Origin of the sequence: Streptomyces sp. 7-21 (assembly GCF_016741785.1) — a bacterium.
Taxonomy (GTDB): Bacteria; Actinomycetota; Actinomycetes; order Streptomycetales; family Streptomycetaceae; genus Streptomyces.
This window is the reverse complement of record NZ_JAERRL010000018.1, coordinates 63456-84891: the sequence shown is the minus strand read 5'-3', so window position 1 is coordinate 84891 and position 21436 is coordinate 63456. Positions and strand designations below refer to the sequence as shown.

General features: G+C 73.8%; 20 protein-coding genes. 16 read left to right on the top strand and 4 right to left on the bottom strand.

The genetic code is table 11. From position 1 onward, the window contains the following. Positions 1-74 precede the first annotated feature (74 nt). From JK356_RS19785 to der, 13 genes are all read left to right on the top strand, one after another. Positions 75-1748, top strand: a complete 1674-nt coding sequence (locus tag JK356_RS19785) for a CTP synthase (RefSeq protein WP_201870021.1) — start codon at positions 75-77, stop codon at positions 1746-1748. Then, a complete protein-coding gene (locus JK356_RS19780; RefSeq protein WP_201870020.1) occupies positions 1745-2374 on the top strand; it encodes an NUDIX hydrolase in 630 nt (209 codons plus the stop codon). Before JK356_RS19785 ends, JK356_RS19780 begins: the two co-directional genes overlap by 4 nt. Positions 2375-2421: 47 nt before the next feature. Beyond that, on the top strand, positions 2422-4527 hold the full coding sequence (locus JK356_RS19775; RefSeq protein WP_307815778.1) for an AAA family ATPase: 2106 nt from the start codon (positions 2422-2424) through the stop codon (positions 4525-4527). A gap of 75 nt (positions 4528-4602) precedes the next feature. Continuing rightward, complete coding sequence (gene ald / locus JK356_RS19770) at positions 4603-5718, top strand: alanine dehydrogenase (RefSeq protein ID WP_201870019.1); 1116 nt, start codon at positions 4603-4605, stop codon at positions 5716-5718. Positions 5719-6228: 510 nt separating this feature from the next. Continuing rightward, a complete protein-coding gene (locus JK356_RS19765; RefSeq protein ID WP_374100685.1) occupies positions 6229-7218 on the top strand; it encodes a ParA family protein in 990 nt (329 codons plus the stop codon). Further along, positions 7203-7748, top strand: a complete 546-nt coding sequence (locus JK356_RS19760; protein ID WP_201870018.1) for a hypothetical protein — start codon at positions 7203-7205, stop codon at positions 7746-7748. The genes JK356_RS19765 and JK356_RS19760 overlap by 16 nt, the downstream gene beginning before the upstream one ends. Before the next feature lie 5 nt (positions 7749-7753). Next, the gene (locus tag JK356_RS19755; RefSeq protein ID WP_201870017.1) at positions 7754-8815 is read left to right on the top strand and encodes a ScpA family protein; all 1062 of its coding nucleotides are present in this window, start codon (positions 7754-7756) and stop codon (positions 8813-8815) included. Continuing rightward, complete coding sequence (gene scpB, locus JK356_RS19750) at positions 8812-9435, top strand: SMC-Scp complex subunit ScpB (RefSeq protein ID WP_201870016.1); 624 nt, start codon at positions 8812-8814, stop codon at positions 9433-9435. Before JK356_RS19755 ends, scpB begins: the two co-directional genes overlap by 4 nt. Positions 9436-9488: 53 nt before the next feature. Next, positions 9489-10460 carry a pseudouridine synthase gene (locus tag JK356_RS19745; RefSeq protein WP_201870015.1) on the top strand — a complete coding sequence of 324 codons (972 nt, stop codon included), beginning with the start codon at positions 9489-9491 and terminating at the stop codon, positions 10458-10460. Positions 10461-10502: 42 nt separating this feature from the next. Beyond that, a complete protein-coding gene (locus JK356_RS19740; RefSeq protein ID WP_201870014.1) occupies positions 10503-11588 on the top strand; it encodes a prephenate dehydrogenase in 1086 nt (361 codons plus the stop codon). A gap of 140 nt (positions 11589-11728) precedes the next feature. Continuing rightward, a complete protein-coding gene (cmk, locus tag JK356_RS19735) occupies positions 11729-12424 on the top strand; it encodes a (d)CMP kinase (protein WP_307815776.1) in 696 nt (231 codons plus the stop codon). Next, entirely contained in the window at positions 12421-13059 is a 639-nt protein-coding gene (locus JK356_RS19730) for a 1-acyl-sn-glycerol-3-phosphate acyltransferase (RefSeq protein ID WP_201870012.1), read from the top strand. Before cmk ends, JK356_RS19730 begins: the two co-directional genes overlap by 4 nt. A gap of 90 nt (positions 13060-13149) precedes the next feature. Continuing rightward, positions 13150-14619, top strand: coding sequence for a ribosome biogenesis GTPase Der (gene der, locus JK356_RS19725; RefSeq protein ID WP_201870011.1), 1470 nt, complete (start codon positions 13150-13152; stop codon positions 14617-14619). 25 nt (positions 14620-14644) lie between these two features. Here der and JK356_RS19720 read toward each other — a convergent pair whose 3' ends face one another. Together JK356_RS19720 and JK356_RS19715 are read right to left on the bottom strand one after the other, a co-directional pair. Continuing rightward, positions 14645-15073 carry a hypothetical protein gene (locus tag JK356_RS19720; protein ID WP_307815773.1) on the bottom strand — a complete coding sequence of 143 codons (429 nt, stop codon included), beginning with the start codon at positions 15071-15073 and terminating at the stop codon, positions 14645-14647. 113 nt (positions 15074-15186) lie between these two features. Further along, positions 15187-16050, bottom strand: coding sequence for a hypothetical protein (locus JK356_RS19715; protein ID WP_201870039.1), 864 nt, complete (start codon positions 16048-16050; stop codon positions 15187-15189). 440 nt (positions 16051-16490) lie between these two features. Between JK356_RS19715 and JK356_RS19710 the strand changes: the two genes are divergently transcribed. Next, entirely contained in the window at positions 16491-16706 is a 216-nt protein-coding gene (locus JK356_RS19710; RefSeq protein WP_201870010.1) for an I78 family peptidase inhibitor, read from the top strand. Between the two features lie 24 nt (positions 16707-16730). Here the strand turns inward: JK356_RS19710 and JK356_RS19705 are convergent, their stop codons facing one another. Then, on the bottom strand, positions 16731-17624 hold the full coding sequence (locus JK356_RS19705; RefSeq protein WP_307815771.1) for a phosphatase PAP2 family protein: 894 nt from the start codon (positions 17622-17624) through the stop codon (positions 16731-16733). Between the two features lie 391 nt (positions 17625-18015). Here JK356_RS19705 and JK356_RS19700 point away from each other — a divergent pair, with 391 nt between their 5' ends. Then, a complete protein-coding gene (locus tag JK356_RS19700) occupies positions 18016-19740 on the top strand; it encodes an MFS transporter (protein WP_374100684.1) in 1725 nt (574 codons plus the stop codon). A 9-nt stretch (positions 19741-19749) separates the two neighbouring features. Beyond that, positions 19750-20973: an acyl-CoA dehydrogenase family protein gene (locus JK356_RS19695; protein WP_201870008.1), complete on the top strand. Its 1224-nt coding sequence runs from the start codon at positions 19750-19752 to the stop codon at positions 20971-20973. 25 nt (positions 20974-20998) lie between these two features. On the opposite strand, the gene JK356_RS19690 is transcribed toward JK356_RS19695, so the two are convergent. After that, entirely contained in the window at positions 20999-21436 is a 438-nt protein-coding gene (locus JK356_RS19690) for a cell division protein SepF (protein ID WP_201870007.1), read from the bottom strand.

Sequence of the window (21436 nt, the reverse complement as noted above, 5' to 3'; positions counted from 1 at the left end):
GCTCCGATTGAACGTCATTCCGCCCGGCCCCGTCGTGCATCCGACCTCGCGACTCACGGGAGCCCCACTTGGCTATGCCGCCCAGTACCACGACGACCAAGCACATCTTCGTCACCGGCGGAGTCGCCTCCTCGCTCGGCAAGGGACTAACCGCCTCCAGCCTCGGAGCCCTGCTGAAGGCGCGCGGCCTGCGCGTCACGATGCAGAAGCTCGACCCGTACCTGAACGTGGATCCGGGCACCATGAACCCGTTCCAGCACGGCGAGGTCTTCGTCACCAACGACGGCGCCGAGACGGACCTGGACATCGGGCACTACGAGCGCTTCCTCGACGTCGATCTCGACGGCAGCGCCAACGTCACCACGGGCCAGATCTACTCCTCGGTGATCGCCAAGGAGCGCCGGGGTGAGTACCTCGGCGACACCGTCCAGGTGATCCCGCACATCACCAACGAGATCAAGCACCGCATCCGCCGTATGGCGACCGACGACGTGGACGTCGTGATCACGGAGGTCGGGGGTACCGTCGGCGATATCGAGTCCCTGCCCTTCCTGGAGGCGGTCCGGCAGGTGCGGCACGAGGTCGGCCGGGACAACGTCTTCGTCGTGCACATCTCGCTGCTGCCGTACATCGGCCCCTCCGGCGAGCTGAAGACCAAGCCGACCCAGCACTCCGTGGCGGCCCTGCGCAACATCGGCATCCAGCCCGACGCGATCGTGCTGCGCGCCGACCGCGAAGTGCCGGCCGCGATCAAGCGGAAGATCTCGCTGATGTGCGACGTCGAGGAGGCCGCCGTGGTGGCCGCCATCGACGCCAAGTCCATCTACGACATCCCCAAGGTACTCCACGGCGAGGGGCTCGACGCCTACGTCGTGCGGCGGCTTGACCTGCCGTTCCGCGATGTGGACTGGACCCAGTGGAACGATCTGCTGCGCCGCGTCCACCACCCCGAGCACGAGGTGACCGTCGCGCTCGTCGGCAAATACATCGACCTGCCCGACGCCTACCTGTCGGTCACCGAGGCGCTGCGGGCCGGCGGCTTCGCCAACAACGCCCGCGTCGCCATCAAGTGGGTGACGTCCGACGACTGCACGGCCCCGGGCGGTGCCGAGGAGCAGCTGGCCGGCTGCGACGCGGTGTGCATCCCCGGCGGCTTCGGCGAGCGCGGCGTGGAAGGCAAGATCGCCGCGATCCGCTACGCCCGGGAGAACCGCGTCCCGCTGCTGGGCCTGTGCCTGGGGCTGCAGTGCATCGTCATCGAGGCGGCGCGGAACCTCGCGGGCGTCAAGGACGCCAACTCCACCGAGTTCGACCAGGCCACCGCCCACCCGGTGATCTCCACGATGGCCGAGCAGCTGGACATCGTCGCCGGTGAGGGCGACATGGGCGGCACGATGCGGCTGGGCCTGTACCCGGCCAAGCTCGCCGAGGGCTCCCTGGTCCGCGAGACCTACGGCGGCGAGCCGTACGCCGAGGAGCGCCACCGCCACCGCTACGAGGTGAACAACGCCTACCGCAGCGAGCTGGAGAAGGCGGGCCTGGTCTTCTCCGGCACCTCTCCGGACAACCGGCTGGTGGAGTACGTCGAGTATCCGCGGGACGTCCACCCCTACCTCGTCGGCACCCAGGCCCACCCGGAGCTGCGTTCGCGCCCCACGCGGCCGCACCCGCTGTTCGCCGGCCTGGTCAGGGCCGCCATCGAGCGGCGCGAGGGCAGCCGGGCCGGCCAGGAGGAGAAGAGCGCGTGACCACCCTGGCCGACACCCCCGAGGAGTGGCCGGTCACCGCTACCGCCACGCCGTTCACGGGCAACAAGACGGGCGTGCGCACCGATGACGTGGTCATGCCCGACGGCTCGGTCGCCCGGCGCGACTACCAGACCCACCCCGGCTCCGTCGCGATCGTCGCGCTGGACGAGCGGGACCGTGTCGTCGTCATCGAGCAGTACCGGCACCCGGTGCGCCACAAGCTCTGGGAGATCCCGGCGGGCCTGCTCGACGTGCCGGGGGAGAACCCGCTGCACGCCGCCCAGCGCGAGCTGTACGAGGAGGCGCACCTCAAGGCGGAGGACTGGCGGGTGCTGGTCGACCTGTACACCTCGCCGGGCGGGTGCGATGAAGCCCTGCGGATCTTCCTCGCCCGCGAGCTGTCCGAGGCGGAGGGGGAGCGCTTCGCCACCTTCGCCGAGGAGGCCGACATGCGGCTCGCGCGGGTGCCCGTCGCCGAGCTGGTCGAGGGCGCGCTGGCCGGCAGGCTGCACAACACCGCCCTGACCGCCGGCGTGTTCGCGCTCCAGGCGGCGCGCACCGGCACCGGCCTCGCGGCGCTGCGGCCCGCCGAGGCCCCCTGGCCCGCGCGGCCGTTCCCGGCCTGACGTGTCCTTGCCGTGCCGGTCGCGCGCGCGTGGCTTACGCTCGGGCCGTGACGGACAACACGGTCACCGGCGCCGGAACCGCGTTCCTCGGCCGCCGCGCCGAGCTGGCGGCGCTGCGGTCCGACCTCGACCGGGCCGGCCTCGACACCCTGGCGGGCCGGCCCGTGCCCCGGGCCCGCGTGCTGCTGGTGGCGGGGCGCCCCGGCTCGGGCCGGACCACGCTCGCCGAGGAGTTCGCGGGCGAGGTGCTGGCCTCCGGCGCCTACCCCGACGGGCTGCTGCGGGCCAGGCTCACGGAGCCGGGCGGCGCCGACGTGCCGGCCGAGGACACCGCCCGGGCGCTGCTCACCGCCCTGGAGGCGCCGGTACCGCCCGGCGCCGATGACGAGGAGCTGACCAGCGCCCTGCGCGCGGAGCTGCGGGAGCGCCGCTGCGTGCTGCTGGTCGACGACGCCCCCTCAGCGGAGCAGCTGGACGAGCTGGTGCCGGACAGCCGTGACTGCCTGGTCCTGGCCGTCGCCCGGGGGCCGCTGACCGGTCTGCCAGGGGTGCGGCCGTGCGTCGTCGGCGGCCTGGAGCCCGCCGCCGCGCTGGAACTGCTCGCCCAGGGCGCGGGTGACGTGCGGATCACCGTGGACCCCACCGCGGCGGAACGGCTCGCCGAGGCGTGCGCGCACCTGCCCGCCGCGCTGCGGCTGGTCGCGGGGTGGCTCGCCGCCCACCCGGAGGCCACCGTGGCCGAGGCGGTCCGCCGCATGACGGAGCCCGCGCCGCCCGGGTGGGAGCCGCTGGGAGCGGACGGCGGGCCCGCGGCCGCCGCTGACCCCGAGGAGCAGCCGCTGCGCCGGGCGTTCGCCCTCGCCGCCGGCTCGCTGCCGGCCCCCGCCGCCCGCATGCTGCGGCTGCTGGCGCTCGCCCCCGCCGGGCTCGCCGACGCCCACGTTGCGGGCGCGCTGGCCGGCTGCCCGGTCGGCACCGCGCGCGCCACGCTCGCCGCGCTGGCCCAGCTCGGGCTGCTGCGGCCGGCGGGGCCGCCGCACGAGGAGCGCTACCAGGTGCCCGGCTGCCTGCTGCCGCTGCTGCGCGAGGCGCTCGCCGCCGGGGAGCGGACCTCGGAGACGCAGCTGGCGCGCGCCCGGCTGCTGGAGCGCACCGTCCGGCAGCTGGCCGCCTGCCAGGCTGTCACCCAGCCGCCGGGTTCCCCGGCGCGCACCTGGCTGGCCTCGCTGCCCGGGCCGATGCGCTTTGAGTCGGCCAGCGAGGCGGCGGACTGGCTGGACGTGCGGCTTCCCGCGCTGTTCTCCGCGGCCCGCGCGGCCGTGGCGGGCGGCGACCTGGACACGCTGGCCCGCCGCCTGGTGACCGCGTTCGGTGAGGCGCTGACCGCTCACCGGGGACCCCAGGCCGCCGCGCCGTTCCTGTACCGGCTGCACGAGCTGGCGCTGCGCGTCGCCGAGCGGCAGGGCCTGGCCCGGGAGGCCGCGGCCTCGCAGCTGTTCCTGGCGGACGCCGACGCCCGCTGCGGGCGGCACACGGCGGCGCTGGAGCGGTACCGCCAGGCGCTGCGGCATGCCAGGAGCGGGCCCGGTGCGGCCGATGAGGAGACCGCGGGGCGTGCCCTCGTCGCGCTGGGGCACACCTACGCCGCGCTGGGCGACTGGCAGCGGTCCGCCGACTGGTACGGCCGCGCCCTGGCCCAGTGCCAGGCCAGCGGCGACCTGGCGGCCTGCGCGCTGCTCCACGGCCGCATCGGCGAGACGCTGGCGCGCGCCGGGCAGTGGCAGGAGGCGCTGCGCTCCTGGCGTGCCGCCGCTGCGGAGCACCGCAGGCGCGGTGACCCCGCCAGCCAGGCGCGGGCGCTGGCCGAGGCCGCGGGCGTGCAGGAGCGGGCCGGACGCGTGGAGGAGGCGCTGCGGACGGCACGGGAGGCGCTGCGCAGGGCGCAGCGGGCGGGCGATCCCAGCGCCGAGGCGGCGGTGCGGCTGCGCCTGGCGTCCGCCAGCGAGCGGCTCGGCCAGCCGCAGGCGGCGCGGGCCCACCGGGCGGAGGCGGCCCGGCTGCTCGCCCGGGTCCGGCCGGTCGCGGATCCGCCCGTAGCATCTCGCGATGACACTTTGGAAACGCAGGCGCAATCGCGGAATGATTTGCTGTAAGCAAGGATAGACATGGATTAATCCTTCATTAGACTGGCGAGGACACGATTCGCGACGCTAGGACCGTGAGCGACGATGAGGGTCGGCATCCCCCGCGAGATCAAGGACAACGAGTACCGCGTGGCGCTCACCCCCGCCGGGGTGCACGAGCTGGTCGGTGAGGGCCACGAGGTATGTGTGGAGCGGGGTGCCGGTCTCGGCTCCGCCATTTCCGACGAGGAGTACGCCGCGGCCGGGGCCGCGGTGCTCGACGGCGCGGACGAGGTCTGGGCCACCGCCGACCTGGTGCTGAAGGTCAAGGAGCCGGTCGCCGAGGAGTTCCACCGGCTCCGCGACGGCCTGGTGCTCTTCACCTACCTCCACCTGGCTGCCTCCCGCGAGTGCACCCAGGCGCTGGCGTCCTCCGGTGTCACGGCGATCGCGTACGAGACGGTCGAGACGGCGTCCGGCGAACTCCCGCTGCTGGCACCGATGTCCGAGGTAGCCGGGCGCATCGCCCCGCAGGTCGGCGCGTACCACCTGATGCGTTCCGCGGGCGGGCGCGGAGTGCTGCCGGGCGGCGTGCCGGGCACCCCGGCGGCGCGCGCCGTCATCATCGGCGTCGGTACGGCCGGGTGGAACGCCGCGCAGATCGCGGTCGGGATGGGCTTCCAGGTCACGCTCATGGACCTGGACATCGCCAAACTGCGCGCGGCCGAGCGTGCGTTCGGTACCCGGGTGCGGACCGTGGTCTCCAACGCCTACGCGCTGGAACAGGCCGTGCTCGACGCCGATCTCGTCATCGGCTCCGTGCTCATCCCCGGCGCGCCCGCCCCCAAGCTCGTCAGCAGCGACCTGGTCGCGCGGATGAAGCCGGGGAGTGTTCTTGTCGACATTGCGATCGACCAGGGCGGCTGCTTTGCGGACTCCCGCCCGACCACGCACGCCGAACCCGTCTTCTCCGCCCACGACTCGGTGTTCTACTGCGTGGCCAACATGCCGGGGGTCGTGCCGAGCACGTCCACCTCGGCGCTGACCAACGTGACGCTGCCGTACGCCGTCACGCTGGCCCGCTACGGGTGGCGCGAGGCGCTGCGCCGTGACCCGGCGCTGGCGCTCGGGCTCAACGTCCACGCCGGGCAGGTCGTTTACGGCCCGGTCGCCGCGGCGCACGGGCTGCCGTCGGCCGAACTCGCCGACGTCCTTGGCTGAGTGGCCGCCGGGTCAACGGCACGCGTCAACATCGGCAATGTCACATTGTGGTCACGTCAGGGCCAGTGCTGGCCTTCCGGACGGCCTCTCCGGCGTCCTCTGGCGCCCAACTCGCCCCCGTCCGTGCGTATTCACTCTTCCACGAGCTGCTGAAACGTCCCACTGGCGAGGGTTGTGCCCTTGACAGGCGAATGGCCGATCGCCGACACATCCGTGGCGGTCCGGCGCATTGTGTTGCTGCGGACGGCCGACACGCCATAGAGTCGCCAGTCGTCGGCATGGTGAACGCTGACCCTGTCTAGAAGTTTCCTGGTCCCCAAGGAGGTAAGACGACTTGTGAATGAGTCGACAATTACTCCCGGGGGAGGACGACCAGGGGTCCCGGAGCGGCGTCAGAGCGCCTCGGATCTGACGGGCCACGGCTCCGTCGCTGTCCACACCTTCGCAACCCACCAGAGCCAACCGAGCATGACAGCGCATCAGAGCACGGACAGCCATGAGCCGAGCGCCATGGCAGGAGACCACATGGGCGGCGACGCCGACCGTTTCCCCGACTACGACCTCCCGGACGGGCAGTTCTTCGACCCGGACGCGGAGTACGAACCCGACCCCGAGTACGCGGCCACCATCGCCCCCGACGCCGCCAGGCAGCGCCGTGAGCGCATCGGGCCCACCGGGCGCCCGCTGCCCTACTTCCCGATTCCGGGCCCGGTCACCGAGCGCGGGCCCGCCAAGATCATTGCCATGTGCAACCAGAAGGGCGGCGTCGGCAAGACCACCTCGGCGATCAACCTGGGCGCGGCGCTCGCGGAGTACGGCCGCCGCGTGCTGCTGGTGGACTTCGACCCGCAGGGCGCGCTGTCCGTCGGCCTCGGCGTCAATCCGATGGAGCTCGACCTCACCATCTACAACCTGCTCATGGAGCGGGGCATGGCGCCCGACGAGGTGCTGCTGAAGACGGCGGTCGCCGGCATGGACCTGCTGCCCAGCAACATCGACCTGTCCGCCGCCGAGGTGCAGCTCGTCAGCGAGGTCGCCCGCGAGTCGACTCTCCAGCGTGCCCTGCAGCCGCTGCTGAACGACTATGACTTCATCATCATCGACTGCCAGCCCTCGCTCGGCCTGCTCACCGTCAACGCGCTGACCGCAGCCCACAAGGTCATCGTGCCGCTGGAGTGCGAGTTCTTCGCGCTGCGCGGCGTCGCGCTGCTGACGGAGACGATCGAGAAGGTCCAGGAGCGCCTCAACCCGGACCTGCGGCTTGACGGCATCCTCGCCACGATGTACGACTCGCGGACCGTGCACAGCCGCGAGGTGCTCGCCCGCGTCGTCGAGGCGTTCGACGACAACGTGTACCACACGGTCATCGGCCGGACCGTCCGCTTCCCGGAGACGACGGTCGCCGGTGAGCCCATCACGACCTACGCCTCCAACTCCGTGGGGGCCGCCGCGTACCGCCAGCTCGCCAGGGAGGTGCTCGCCCGGTGCCACGCCGAGTGAGTCTCCCGGCGGCCGATGAACTGTTCCGTAGTACCGGAGGGGCCGCCGTTCAGCCTTCGACCCCTCCGGAGCACACCAGCGGCACCGCGGAGAACGGCGCGGCACGCCTGCCCGCCCCCACAGGCGAGCAGCCCGCGCAGGGCGGGAAAGCCGAGGACGGCGCAGCGCCGGACGCCGCGGCCGGCTCCCCGGAGGAGCCCCGGCCGGCCGTGCGCCGCGACTCGTCCGTGCCCGGCCAGACCAAGCGCGGCGCCGCCGCACGCGCGGCCGCGGCGGCGCGCGCCGCGGGGGGCCAGCGCCGGCGTCCGCGCCGCCCGAGCGGGCGCGAGCGCCACGACGAGAAGATCACGGTCTACGTCTCCGCCGAGGAGCTGATGGACCTGGAGCACGCCCGGCTCGTGCTGCGCGGCGACCACGGCCTGGCCGTGGACCGCGGCAGGATCGTCCGCGAGGCCGTCGCCGTCGTCCTGGCTGACCTGGAGTCCCGCGGCGAGGCCAGCATCCTCGTGCGCCGCCTGCGGGGCCGTTAGCCCGTATGAACGGGTCCACGCGCCGGCGCCGCGCCCTGGGCAAGGGCCCGGCTCCGGCGGCCCCGGCGGTCCCGGCTCAGGCCCCGGCCGGTGTCCCCGGCGAGCCCGCCAGCCCGGCCGCCGGCGGGCCCGCGCCCATCCCCGCCCAGCCGTCTGAGGAGCCCGGCACCCGGTCGTCCGCTGCGCCCGCCGACGGGGCGGCGGAGCACGGGCAGGCCAGCCAGGACGAGCAGGACGGCCAGGACGGGCAGGACAGCCAGGGCCGGTTCACCGTCGTCCTCGACAACTTCGAGGGCCCCTTCGACCTGCTGCTCCAGCTGATCTCCAAGCACAAGCTGGACGTCACCGAGGTCGCCCTCTCCCGCGTCACCGACGACTTCATGGCCCATATCCACGCCATGGGCCCCGACTGGGACCTCGACCAGGCCACCGAGTTCCTCGTCGTCGCCGCGACCCTCCTCGACCTCAAGGCCGCCCGGCTGCTCCCCGCCGCCGAGGTCGAGGACGAGGAAGACCTGGCGCTGCTGGAGGCCCGCGACCTGCTCTTCGCCCGGCTGCTGCAGTACCGCGCCTTCAAGCGGGTCGCGGACGTCTTCGCCGAGCGCCTGGCCGCCGAGTCGCTGCGTCATCCCAGGACCGTCGGCCTCGAACCCCAGCACGCCGAGCTGCTGCCCGAGGTCGTCCTCAGCGTCGGTCCCGAGGGCTTCGCCCGGCTGGCGGTCAAGGCTATGCAGCCCAAGCCGAAGCCCCAGGTCTACGTCGACCACATCCACGCCCCGCTGGTCAGCGTCAGGGAGCAGGCCGACCTCGTCATCGCCCGGCTGCGGGAGCTGGGCGAGGCCAGCTTCAGCGACCTGGTCAAGGACGCGCCCGACACCCTCACCGTCGTCGCCCGTTTCCTCGCGCTGCTGGAGCTGTACCGGGAGCGGGCCGTGGCCCTGGACCAGGCGGAGGCGCTGGGACCGCTCACCGTCCGCTGGCGCGGTGCCGAGCCCGGGAGAACGCTGGTCACCGACGAGTTCGACCAGGCCGACGGCGCGCGCACGACCCAGGAAGGCCGCTCATGACCCAGCCGCAGACCGCCGAGCCCGGTACCGGGCAGCTGGAGCTCAAGCCCGCGCTCGAGGCCGTCCTGATGGTCGTGGACGAGCCGGTCACCGAGGAGCACCTCGCCAAGGTGCTCGGCCACCCGCGCCGCGCCGTCGCCAGGGCTCTGCGCGAGCTGGCCGACGAGTACACCGCGCAGCGCCGCGGCTTCGAGCTGCGGTTCGTCGCCGGCGGCTGGCGCTACTACACCCGGCCCGCGTACGCGGCGGCGGTCGAAAGCTTCGTTCTCGACGGGCAGCAGGCCCGGCTCACCCAGGCCGCCCTGGAGACACTGGCCGTCATCGCCTACCGCCAGCCGGTCAGCCGCTCCCGGGTCTCCGCCGTCCGCGGCGTCAACTGCGACGGCGTGATCCGCACGCTGCTCCAGCGGGGCCTGATCGAGGAGGCGGGCACGGAACCCGAGACAGGTGCGATCCTGTATGGGACGACGCACTACTTCCTGGAGCGGATGGGGCTGCGGGGCCTGGACGAGCTGCCGGAACTCGCCCCCTTCCTGCCCGAGGCCGACCAGGTCGAAGGCGACAGCCAGGAGGGTGTGCCGTCGTTCGATGCCGACACCGACGAGCCCCACGAGACCTGACGGCGGCGACGCCCTGGCGCGCGCCGCCCCCTCACGACGACTACGGATCAACGATGCGAAGCAGCGGCAGGAACAGCAACCGCGACCAGCGCGGCGCGGGCAAGGGCCGCAAGGGCGGCCAGCGCCAGCAGCGCGGAGGACGGCTCCGCCCCGAGGAGCGGAGCTACGGCCGCGGCAGGTCCTCCGGCCGCCCGCAGCGGCACGTGCCGGCCCGCCCCCGCGAATACGAGGCGCAGCTGGAGGAACGCGCCCGGCAGCGGCACGACAAGCCCGCCGTCCGCACGCCCAAGACGTTCGGCGACCCCGGCGGCGAGCGGCTGCAGAAGGTCCTGGCCCGCGCCGGCCTTGGCTCCCGCCGCGCCTGCGAGCAGCTGATCGACCAGGCCCGCGTCGAGGTCAACGGCCGGATCGTCACCGCGCAGGGCACCCGCGTCGACCCTGACCGGGACGAGATCAAGGTGGACGGGCTGACGGTCGCCGCGCAGAAGTACCTGTTCTTCGCGCTGAACAAGCCCTCGGGGGTCGTCTCCGCCATGGAGGACCCGGAGGGCCGCCCGTGCCTGGGTGACTACGTCACCAACCGCGAGACCCGCCTGTTCCACGTGGGCCGGCTGGACACCGAGACCGAGGGCCTGATCCTGCTCACCAACCACGGTGAGCTGGCTCACCGCCTCACCCACCCCCGGTACGGCGTCACCAAGACGTACCTCGCCGCCATCCAGGGCCCGGTCCCGCGCGACCTCGGCAAGCGCCTGAAGAACGGCGTGCGGCTCGAGGACGGCTTCGCCCGCGCCGACCACTTCCGCGTCGTGCAGAACACCGGCCGCAACTACCTCGTGGAGGTCTCCCTGCACGAGGGCCGCAAGCACATCGTCCGCCGCATGCTCGCCGAGGTGGGCTTCCCGGTGGACCGCCTGGTGCGCACCTGGTTCGGGCCGATCGCCCTCGGCGACCAGAAGTCCGGCTGGCTGCGGCGCATGACCACCACCGAGGTGGGCCGCCTGATGAAGGAGGTCGGCCTGTGACCGCCGGCCCGGCCGCCGCGGCGGGGGACATACGCTAGGACAATGCGCACCGCCCTGGTCATCGGCACCGGCCTGATCGGCACCTCCACGGCGCTCGCCCTGTCCTCCCGCGGCGTGCGCGTGCACCTGGCGGACCGCGACCCGGACTCGGTGAGGACCGCTGCCGCGCTCGGCGCCGGAACGGACGAACCGCCCGCGGAGCCCGTGGACCTCGCGATCGCCGCCGTGCCCCCGGCCCACATCGCGCAGACGCTCGCCGAGGCGCAGCGCCGCGGTGCCGCGCGCGGCTACGTGGACGTCGGCAGCGTCAAGGAGGGCCCCCGCCGGCAGCTCGCCGAGCTCGGCGGCGACCTGCGGGCCTATCTCGGCAGCCACCCGCTGGCGGGCCGGGAACGCTCCGGGCCGCTGGCGGCATCCGCCGACCTGTTCGAGGGGCGGCCGTGGGTGCTGACGCCTTCGCCCGAGACCGACACCGGCGTGCTCAACCTCGCCCTGGAGCTGGTCGCGCTCTGCGGGGCGGTCCCCGTCGTCATGGAGGCCGAGGCGCACGACCGGGCGGTCGCCCTGGTCTCGCATACCCCGCAGCTGGTCTCCAGCCTCGTCGCCGCCCGCCTGGCCGGGGCCGATGAGAGCGCCGTACGGCTGTGCGGCCAGGGCATCCGCGACGTGACGAGGATCGCCGCGTCACAGCCGCAGATGTGGATCGACATCCTCTCCGCCAACCCGGGGCCGGTCGCCGACGTGCTCGCCGAGATCGCCGCCGACCTCAACGAGACGGTGCGGGCGCTGCGCGCGCTGCAGGCCGACGGGGAGGACGAGCGGCGCGACGGCGCGGCGGCCATCGAGGCCGTGCTGCGGCGGGGCAACGAGGGCCGCGAGCGGGTGCCGGGCAAGCACGGCGCCGCCCCGGCCGCGTACGAGACCGTCGCCGTGCACATCACCGACCGGCCCGGGGAGCTGGCGCGGATCTTCGCCGACGCGGGCGCGGCGGGCATCAACGTGGAGGACGTGCGCATCGAGCACGCCACGGGCCAGCAGGCGGGCCTGGTGCAGCTGATGGTCGACCCCGTCGCCGCCCCCCGTCTTGCCGCCGCCCTCCGCGAACACGGGTGGTCGGTGCGGGGCTAGGCGCCGGGAACCCGGCCCGGGGAGGGGCCGCGGCAGGAGACCGGTACCCTTTCTCCCCGGGGCTCGCGGGGACACCCCGCACGACTCCCACCACGCCGTCCGTCACGCCCGACGCAATCCGCAGAAAGGTGCGCACCACCGTGGCCGCAACCCCCGTGATCGTCGCCATCGACGGCCCTTCCGGCACGGGCAAGTCCAGCACCTCCAAGGCCGTGGCGGCCCGGCTCGGCCTGGGATACCTCGACACGGGCGCCCAGTACCGCGCCATGACGTGGTGGATGCTGGCCAACGGCGTCGACGTCAACGACCCGGCCGCCGTCGCCGCGGCTTGCGGCAAGCCGTCAATCGTCTCCGGCACCGACCCGCTGGCCCCGACGATCACCGTGGACGGCACCGATGTCGCCGGCCCGATCCGCGGCCCCGAGGTCACCGCCGCCGTGAGCGCCGTCAGCGCCGTCCCTGAGGTGCGGGCCCGCATCACCGCCCTGCAGCGCGCCATCGCCGCGTCCGCGACCGCCGGGATGGTGGTCGAGGGACGTGACATCGGCACCACCGTGCTGCCGGATGCCGACGTGAAGATCTTCCTCACCGCCTCGCCCGAGGCGCGCGCCGCCCGCCGCAGCGCGGAACTCGCAGGCACGGGCGGCCGGGGCGCCGACGTGAATGCCACCCGTGAGGCGCTGGTGCGGCGGGACGCCGCCGACGCCGGGCGCGCCACGTCGCCGATGGCCAAGGCGGAGGACGCCACCGAGGTCGACACCACGGAGCTCACCCTGGAGCAGGTCATCGAGTGCGTGATCAGCCTCGTGGAAGAACGGGAACGGCCGCGCCCGTGACTCCCAGCGCGCGGGGCGCGGCGGCCGGGCGGCGCCTCGCCGCGGCCGTGCTGCACACCGCCTGGCGGCTGCGGGTGCTGGGGGCCTGGCGGGTGCCCGCCCAGGGGCCCGTCATCCTGGCGGTCAACCACACGCACAACGTCGACGGGCCGGTGCTGATGGCCGCGTCGCCGCGGCCGGTGCACTTCCTGGTCAAGCGGGAGGCGTTCGCCGGTCCGCTGGGCACCTTCCTGCGGGGGATCGGGCAGGTGCCGGTGGACCGGGCGGCGGCCGACCGGACCGCCGTGACCACGGCGCTCGGCGTGCTGGCCTCCGGCGGCGTGCTCGGCATCTTCCCGGAGGGCACCCGCACCACCGGTGACTTCGCCACGCTGCGGCCGGGCCTGGCCTACTTCGCGGTGCGCTCGGGGGCGCCCGTGGTCCCGGTCGCGGTGCTCGGCGGCGACCGCCGCGGCGGGCTGATACGCCCCCTGCCGCCGCTGCGGGCGCGCATCGACGTCGTCTTCGGCGAGCCCGTCACCGCCGCAGACGGGGGCGGCGGGCGCACCAGGACGGAGATCCGGGCGGCGTCCGTGCGCCTGAAGCACCGGCTCGCCGGCCACCTGCGGCAGGCCCGGCAGACCACGGGCCGCTGACCGGTGAGCGACACTTGAGCAGCACGCACGACCCTGCGAATCCTTTCGAACCTTCGACGCAAACGACGCACAGGCGAGGTACCCCGACCCATGACCGAGCAGAACAGTCCCGGCTCCGGCGGCGCGCACGGCGCCCTCGGTGAGGCCGAGTACGCGGAGTTCGTGGAGCTCGCCGCCGGCGAGGGCTTCGACGAGGAGGAGATCGGCAGCGAACTCGCCGCCGCCTCCGCCGGCCCGCTCCCGGTCCTCGCCGTCGTGGGCCGTCCGAACGTCGGCAAGTCGACACTCGTCAACCGGATCCTCGGCCGCCGCGAGGCCGTCGTGGAGGACCGCCCCGGCGTCACCCGGGACCGTGTGACCTACGAGGCCGAGTGGGCCGGGCGCCGCTTCAAGGTCGTCGACACCGGCGGCTGGGAGCAGGACGTCCTCGGCATCCACGCCTCCGTGGCCGCGCAGGCGGAGTTCGCCATCGAGGCCGCTGACGCCGTGATCCTCGTCGTGGACGCCACCGTCGGCGTCACCGACACCGACGAGGCCGTCGTCAAGCTGCTGCGCCGTTCCGGCAAGCCCGTCGTGCTGTGCGCAAACAAGGTGGACGGCCCCTCCATGGAGGCGGAGGCGGCCTACCTGTGGAGTCTGGGCATCGGCGAGCCCCACCCGGTCTCCGCGCTGCACGGCAGGGGCACGGGCGACATGCTCGACGCCGTGCTCGAGGTGCTGCCCGAGGCCCCGGCGCAGTCCTTCGGTGACGCCCCTGGCGGGCCGCGCCGCATCGCGCTGATCGGGCGCCCGAACGTCGGCAAGTCGTCCCTGCTCAACAAGGTGGCGGGCGAGGAGCGGGTCGTCGTCGACGAGGTGGCGGGCACGACCCGTGACCCGGTGGACGAGCTGATCGACCTCGGCGGGAAGACGTGGCGCTTCGTCGACACGGCGGGCATCAGGCGCCGGGTCCACCTCACCGACGGCGCCGACTACTACGCCTCGCTGCGGACGGCCGCCGCCCTGGAGCGGGCCGAGGCCGCCGTCGTCCTCATCGATGTCAGCCAGCCGATCAGCGTCCAGGACACCCGCATCATCACGATGGCGGTGGACGCCGGGCGCGCGCTGGTGCTGGCGTACAACAAGTGGGACCTGCTGGACGAGGAGCGCCGCTTCTACCTGGAGCGGGAGATTGAGCAGGAGCTGGTCCAGGTGCGCTGGGCGCCGCGCGTCAACATCTCGGCGCGCACCGGGCGGCACGTGGAGAAGCTGGTGCCCGCCATCGAGACCGCGCTCGCCAGCTGGGAGAGCCGGGTGCCCACCGGCAAGCTGAACGCCTTCCTCGGCCAGCTCGTCGCCTCGCACCCGCACCCGGTGCGCGGCGGCAAGCAGCCGCGGATCCTCTTCGGCACCCAGGCGGGCACCAGGCCGCCGCGCTTCGTGCTCTTCGCCTCGGGCTTCCTGGAGGCCGGCTACCGCCGCTTCATCGAGCGGCGGCTGCGGGAGGAGTTCGGCTTCGAGGGCACCCCGATCCACATGTCGGTGAAGGTCAGGGAACGGCGGCGCAAGCCGGGGAAGTGACCGGGGGGCGGCCGCCGCCCCCCGGTCAGCCTCCCATCGCCATCTCGGGTGCGCCCGCGTCGCGCTGCGCGGGCGGCAGGGCGGCGGGCACGGCGCGGCCGTAGGCCGTCGTGTGCGCGGCCTGCTCCGGGTAGCCGCCGTACCCGCCCAGGGGCGCGTACGTGGTGGAGGAGGGGTACGAGGGGTACACGGCGGGCGTCATGCCGCCGGGCTGCTCGTATCCCCGGTCGCCGCCGAAGCCGCGGAAGCGCAGCTCCTCCTCGTCGCTGCGGTCGCCGGGCAGCGCCCGGAAGAGCCGGCGGTACTCGGCGCACAGCGAGTCGTAGATCGGTGTGGGCGAGGAGCCCGCCATCCGCTCCGAGGGGGCCCGCATGCCGGGGATGCCGGGCTGGTGTCCTCCCTCGTAGGTGCCGTAGGCGGGCGGCTGGGTCCGGTGGGTTTCGTAAGACTGCACATCGGTCCAACGATCCGCCCCGCCCGCGGATGCGGGGAACGGCGATGCTGCACCTGATCGCGCCATCCTGTGCCTGCCCTGCCTTTACCGTGCCTTAGCCGTGCCCGGGAAGCTCAGGTGCCGGCGAGCGGCATCTCGGCGCCCACCAGGGCGCCTGCCGCCGCCGCCTTCTCCAGCGCCTCGCGCAGCAGGTCCTCGCGCGGCTGCTGGCCGATCGTGCCGGCGGGCGCGCAGTAGACGTAGACGCGCTGGCGCTGCGTCGCGCTCGCCCGCCAGCCGTCCGTCACGGCCAGTGGCTGGTGCGCCTGCCACCACACCACCGGCTGCGTGGTGCCGGGCGCCGACTGGAGCACGGCGTGCAGCTTGCCCATGGCCAGCAGCACCGACCAGCCCGCCAGCGGGGACGGCGCCGTGGCCACGTCGGTCACCGGCAGGAAGCCCGCCTCGATCAGCAGCGGCAGGAAGTCGTCGCCGGGGCCGTCGGAGCCCGGCCTGGCGATGGGGCCCGTCGGCTCCACCACGATGGCCGCGTGCAGCTCGCCCTCGATGAGGATCTGGCCGCACGTCACCCCCAGCACGGCCTGGCGCTCGGCGGGCTCGGGCGCGGCGGCAGCGGGGGCGGGCTGGGGCGTCTGGGGAGCGGGGACACCGGCCGTCGCCGGCGTCTGCGGGGCGGGTGACGGGGTGGGTGACGGGGTGGGGGAGTGGCCGTTCCCGGTGATGGACCGGACCGCGCCCCGCAGCTGCTCCTCGGAGACGGAGACGACCTGCGAGGGGATGCACGTGGCGTGGGCGAAGGCCAGCACGGCCGTCTCCTCGCCTACGAACAGCACGGTGCTGGTGCGCTCCTGGCTGGTGTTGCCGGGAGTACGGCACGAGGTGCAGTCGTAGGTTCCGGGCGCGCTCTCGCCGGTGAGCAGCCGTTCGGCTTCCTCGTCGCCGATCTCGGCGCGTACGTCGTCGCTGACGTCGAGCAGGGGGGACACTGTCGCTCCTCGGTTCGGGTCTCCGCCACGGTCGGGCGGCGTGCCCATGCACAACGGGGGGGACGCCACGCGGGTCACGCCCCCGGGCGGCCGAATCGCCTCTTCGGCTGGCGGCCTGCTGGCCGGAACGGAGCGCTCCGCCCCACCGAACGGCGCGGTCGGCAGGTAATCAGTCATCAACCGGCCGTTCACCACTGTTCATCCGGCGGGTGAATAACGGCGGCAGAAAACCGCGCCAGCGGCCCGCGCGGAAAACCATCCGAGACGGCCCCGGAAATGGCGGGAGAAAGACATCCGGAACCCGTTTTCCGGTGCTGTGCCAAGGCGCCGAGGTAACGGTTGTGAGCGCGGAAGTCTGTGACAGAAGCGTGACATGGCCCGGATCCGGGCGGGACTTCCGGGTGCTGCGCGGGGCGGCGTACGGTGGCGTCATGGCACCGATTCCGCGCCGTCCGCGCACCCCCGATGACGCCCCGGAGGAGTACGTGGGCCTGACCGCCGAGGACGCCGAGCGGAGGGCCAGGGAGCGCGGCTGGAGCACCGTACGCCGCCTGCCTCCGGACGCCGTCATCACCATGGAGTACATGCCCGGGCGCCTGAACCTGGCGGTCTCGGACGGCGCGGTCGTGCGCTGCTGGCAGGGCTGATCCTCCCGGCCCGCCCCGCGGCGGTCAGTGCGTGCGCAGCGGCTGCGAGTGGCCGGGATGACCGGGATGGCCGGGATGACCGGGATGGTCGGGGCTCGCGCCCGCCAGCGGTGCGGACACGGCGTGCTCCTGCCGCCCGGTTCCGTCCTGCGGCATGGTGAGCACCGTCGGCTCCGGCGGCGCGGGCCAGCCGCGCAGCCGGGCCCGCAGCGACAGCAGCGCGATCTCGACCCGGGTGATCAGCGGTTCGAACCACGGCAGCGCCAGCAGCACCAGCAGCCCCGCGGCCCAGCCGAGCAGCACGTCGCTCACCCAGTGGGTGCCGAGGTAGACGGTGGTGGCACCGACGCTCAGCGCGAAGACCGCCGCGAGCACCGACAGCAGGCGGCGGGCGCGGGGAGTGGTCGCCAGATAGGCGAGGATTCCCCAGGTCACCACGGCGTTCGCGGTATGGCCGGACGGGAATATATCCCCGGTCAGCCACATCTCGTTGGAACCGATGACGCTGGCATAGTGCGGTCCCTCGCGCCCCATGCCGAGCTTCGCGGCGCCCACGGAGACGTTCAGCAGCAGCAGCGCTGTGAAGAACACGAGCAGCGGCCGCATCGTCCGCTGCCGCCAGCACCGCCACAGCAGCCACGACGCGATCAGCACGGCCGTGGGCCCGCGCTGGCCCAGCACGACGAAGTAGTCGAGAAACGCGTGCCACTCGGGCCACTGCTTGTAGGGACGGAAGAGCATGACCTGCCAGTCGAAGCGGACCAGCCACGACGTGGTCAGCACCGCCGCGACGACGCCCGCATAGAACGCCAGCGTTGCACCCAGCAGCAGCAGCCGGGTGCGGCTCATTACCGGAGCCGGCACCTGCGGTGGCTTCTGCTCCTGCTCCATGCGGGCGAGGAATCGGTCGGTACGCACTCTCTCAAGATTACCCGTTGACTTGTCGGAACCAGCGCGCAGGCCCTCATTCGTGATGGCTATGTGATGTGTGCTCATGTGATTGGCGAGGTCATTATCCCGGCGTCACGGAACGGCGCGCAGCGGGGAATTCGCGGTCGGAATAATCCGAACGAATGATCCGCGCGCTTTCTTTTTGCCGTCATCAGGTGAACGGCGTTTTCTCCCCTGCTGTCGCCGTCCTGTCGCCGTCCTGCCGCCGGGGACGGCGCGGGAGCCTGCGGGGCCTGCCGTAGTGTGTGACGTCGTCCGGCCTCCGCGTCCGGCCAGTGCGCGCGCCCGCTGGTGTTCCCCCGGTCCGCGGAGGCGCCACCGCCTCGGCGCGCGTTGGTCCCCAGGGAGGTGCGGAGCGATGCCCGGGACGCCCCAGCCCGCAAGCACCATGGCCAGCCACGCCTCCGGACGCCAGGACGGCCCGCCCGCCCCGCCGCGGAACCGCTGGAGCATCCTCGCCGTCCTCTGCGTCAGCCTGCTGCTCGTCGCCGTCGACGCCACCGTGCTGCACGTCGCCGTCCCCGCCGTCACCGAGGACCTGCGGCCCGGCGGCCCCGAACTGCTGTGGATCGTCGACGCCTACCCGCTGGTCTGCGCCTCGCTGCTCCTCTTCTTCGGCACGCTCGGCGACCGGGTGGGGCGGCGCCGCGTGCTGCTTCTCGGCTACGCCTGTTTCGGCCTCGCCTCCGCGCTGGCCGCGTATGCCGCGACGCCTGCCATGCTGATCGCCGCCCGCGCCCTGCTCGGCATGGGCGGCGCCATGATCATGCCCGCGACGCTGTCGATCCTGCGGCACGTCTTCCCCGACCGCCGGGAGCGCGCCGCTGCGATCGGGGTGTGGAGCGCGGTGGCGGCCGTCGGCGCGGCGGCGGGCCCGCTCGCCGGCGGCCTGCTGCTGGAGCACTTCTGGTGGGGCTCCGTCTTCCTCGTCAACATCCCGCTGATGCTGGTGTGCCTGCCGGTGGCCCGCTGGCTGCTGCCGGAGTCGGTGGCCACGGGCGACCGTGCCGGTTCCTGGGACGTGGCGGGGGCGCTGCTGGCAGCGGCCGGGCTGTTCTGCGGCATCTGGGCCGTCAAGCGGGCGGGTGCGGGTGACCCGTTCGGGGCGGGCACGATGCTGGCCGTGCTCGCCTCGGCCGCCCTGCTGCTGCTCTTCGCGCGCCGCCAGCGCGGCCGCCGTGCACCGCTGCTGGACCTGCGGGCGTTCGGCCGGCCCGCCTTCGGCACGGCGGTCGGCTGCATCGTGCTGACGGTGCTGGCGCTGGTGGGCCTGGCCCTCGTGGCCGCGCAGTACCTCCAGCTCGTGCTGGGGCTGTCCCCGCTGCTCACCGGGCTGCGGCTGCTGCCCCTCAGCCTTGCCGCCATCGCCGCGGGCCTGGCCGGCTCGCGGCTGCTGGGGCGGCTCGGCCCGCGCCGGATGGTCGCCCTGGGCTTCGTCCTGACGGCGGCGGCCGTGCTGGTGCTGACCCTCCTCGGCCAGGAGGACAGGCCCGCCGTGATGGCGGCGGGCTTCATCCTGCTCGGCTTCGGGCTGGAGGCCACGCTGTTCGGCTCCTACGAGTCGATGCTCAGCGACTGCCCGGCCCGGCAGGCCGGGGGAGCGGCGGCCATCGGCGAGACCGCGTACCAGTTCGGCGCGGGCATCGGCATCGCGCTGCTCGGCAGCGTGATGAACGCGGTGTACGGCTCCGGGGTGCGTAACACCGCCGGGATCTCGGCGGCCGACGCCGACGCCGCCAGCCACTCGCTGGGCGAGGCGTACGTCGTGGCCGCGCGCCTCGGCGGCGAGACCGGGCGGGCGCTGCGGGAGAGCGCGGTGCAGGCGTTCGTCCACGGCATGCGTCTGACGCTGCTCGTCAGCGCCGTCCTGCTGCTGCTCGGGGCCCTGGCCGCACTGCGGCTGCCGCGTGGCCTGAGCGCGCCCGGCGGCGGTCCGGACCGGGAGGCGGAGCCGGGCGGGGAGCGGAACGGGCAGCACGGCGGGAACCGCCAGGACGGCGGGAACGCCGCGGAGCGCCGCCAGGGTGCCGCCGGCGGCGACGCGGGACGGCGGCTCTTGCCCAGCGGCGTGCCCCGGACCTAGCGTCGGCCCATGCCCGACGACGTGCCCGCCGTGCCCGGTGACGTCCCCGCCGCACGGCCACCCGCCTTTGACCCGGCCGATCCGCTCGGCCTCGACGACCTGCTGGACGAGGAGGACCTCGCCATCCGGGCGGCCGCCCGGCGGTGGGCGGCCGAGCGCGTGCTGCCGTACGTGGCCGAGTGGTACGAGCGCGGTGAGGTCCCCGTCATCCGCGACCTGGCCCGGGAACTGGGCGCGCTGGGCGCGCTGGGCATGACGCTGCGCGGCTACGGCTGCGCGGGCGCCTCGGCCGTGCGGTACGGCCTGGTCTGCCTGGAGCTGGAGGCCGCCGACTCCGCCATCCGGTCCCTGGTCTCGGTCCAGGGCTCGCTGGCGATGCGCGCGATCCACCGCTTCGGCTCGGAGGAACAGCGGCAGCGGTGGCTGCCGCCCATGGCCGCGGGCGAGGTCCTGGGCTGCTTCGCCCTCACCGAGCCCGAGCAGGGCTCCGATCCCGCTGGTATGCGCACCCGCGCCGAGCGCGACGGCTCCGACTGGCTGCTGACGGGCCGCAAGGCGTGGATCACCAACGGCTCGCTCGCCGGCGTCGCCGTGGTCTGGGCGCGCGCCGAGGACGGCGTGCGCGGCTTCGCCGTGCCTACGGACGCGTCCGGCTTCCACGCCACCGAGATCCGGCACAAGGGCTCGCTGCGGGCCAGCGTCACCAGCGACCTGGTGCTGGACCGGGTGCGGCTGCCCGCCGACGCGGCGCTGCCCGGTGCGCGGGGCCTGGGCGCGCCGCTGAGCTGCCTGGACCACGCCCGCTACGGGATCGCCTGGGGCGCGATGGGCGCCGCCCGCAGCTGCTTCGAGGCCGCGCTGTCCTACGCCGGCGCGCGCGAGCAGTTCGGCAGGCCGGTCGCCGGCTTCCAGCTCACCCAGGCCAAGCTCGCCGACATGGCCGCCTCCCTGCACACCGGCCTGCTGCTCGCCCACCACCTCGGCCGGCGCATGGACGCGGGCACGCTGCGGCCGGAGCAGGTCTCGCTCGCCAAGCTCCGCAACGTCCGTGAGGCGCTGGCGGTCTGCCGCACCGCGCGCACGGTGCTGGGAGCCAACGGCATCTCGCTGGAGTACCCGGTGATGCGCCACGCGCAGAATCTGGAGTCCGTGCTGACGTACGAGGGCACTGAGGAGATGCACCAGCTGGTGCTGGGCAAGGCGCTCACCGGGCTCGACGCCTTCCGGGGCTGACTGGCGGGCAGGCCCCGGGAAGCCGTCAGCTCTGGTTGTAGAAGCCGTCGTCCGTGGTGCTGCGCGCGGCGCTGACCACCTCGTAGCGCGACGGCGTCAGCAGGAAGACGCGGTTGGCGACGCGCTCGATGTCGCCGCGCAGCCCGAAGATCAGGCCGGCGGCGAAGTCGACCACGCGCTTGGCGTCGGCGGGCTCCATGAGCGTGAGGTTCATGATGACCGGGACGCCGTCGCGGAACAGCTCGCCGATCCGGCGCGCGTCCCGGAAGCTGTCCGGGGTGACGGTGGCGATCCTGCCGCCCTGCTCGTGGGCGGCGTCCGCTGCCACGCGCACTCGCGGGTCGGTGGTCCACGGCTCGGCGGTGTCACCGGGCTCGGGGCCCTCGGCGTACTCGTCGTCGTAGTAGCGCTCGCTGTCGTCGACCAGCCCCAGCCAGGCGCTCGCCCGTCGTACCGATCCCAT

Coding starts and splice junctions, on each gene's coding strand:
- JK356_RS19785 (WP_201870021.1), top strand. CDS start 75: ATGCCGCCCAGTACCACGACGACCAAGCACATCTTCGTCACCGGCGGA.
- ald (WP_201870019.1), top strand. CDS start 4,603: ATGAGGGTCGGCATCCCCCGCGAGATCAAGGACAACGAGTACCGCGTG.
- JK356_RS19765 (WP_374100685.1), top strand. CDS start 6,229: ATGGCAGGAGACCACATGGGCGGCGACGCCGACCGTTTCCCCGACTAC.
- JK356_RS19755 (WP_201870017.1), top strand. CDS start 7,754: ATGAACGGGTCCACGCGCCGGCGCCGCGCCCTGGGCAAGGGCCCGGCT.
- scpB (WP_201870016.1), top strand. CDS start 8,812: ATGACCCAGCCGCAGACCGCCGAGCCCGGTACCGGGCAGCTGGAGCTC.
- JK356_RS19745 (WP_201870015.1), top strand. CDS start 9,489: ATGCGAAGCAGCGGCAGGAACAGCAACCGCGACCAGCGCGGCGCGGGC.
- JK356_RS19740 (WP_201870014.1), top strand. CDS start 10,503: ATGCGCACCGCCCTGGTCATCGGCACCGGCCTGATCGGCACCTCCACG.
- der (WP_201870011.1), top strand. CDS start 13,150: ATGACCGAGCAGAACAGTCCCGGCTCCGGCGGCGCGCACGGCGCCCTC.
- JK356_RS19710 (WP_201870010.1), top strand. CDS start 16,491: ATGGCACCGATTCCGCGCCGTCCGCGCACCCCCGATGACGCCCCGGAG.
- JK356_RS19700 (WP_374100684.1), top strand. CDS start 18,016: ATGCCCGGGACGCCCCAGCCCGCAAGCACCATGGCCAGCCACGCCTCC.
- JK356_RS19695 (WP_201870008.1), top strand. CDS start 19,750: ATGCCCGACGACGTGCCCGCCGTGCCCGGTGACGTCCCCGCCGCACGG.
- JK356_RS19690 (WP_201870007.1), bottom strand. CDS start 21,436: ATGGGATCGGTACGACGGGCGAGCGCCTGGCTGGGGCTGGTCGACGAC.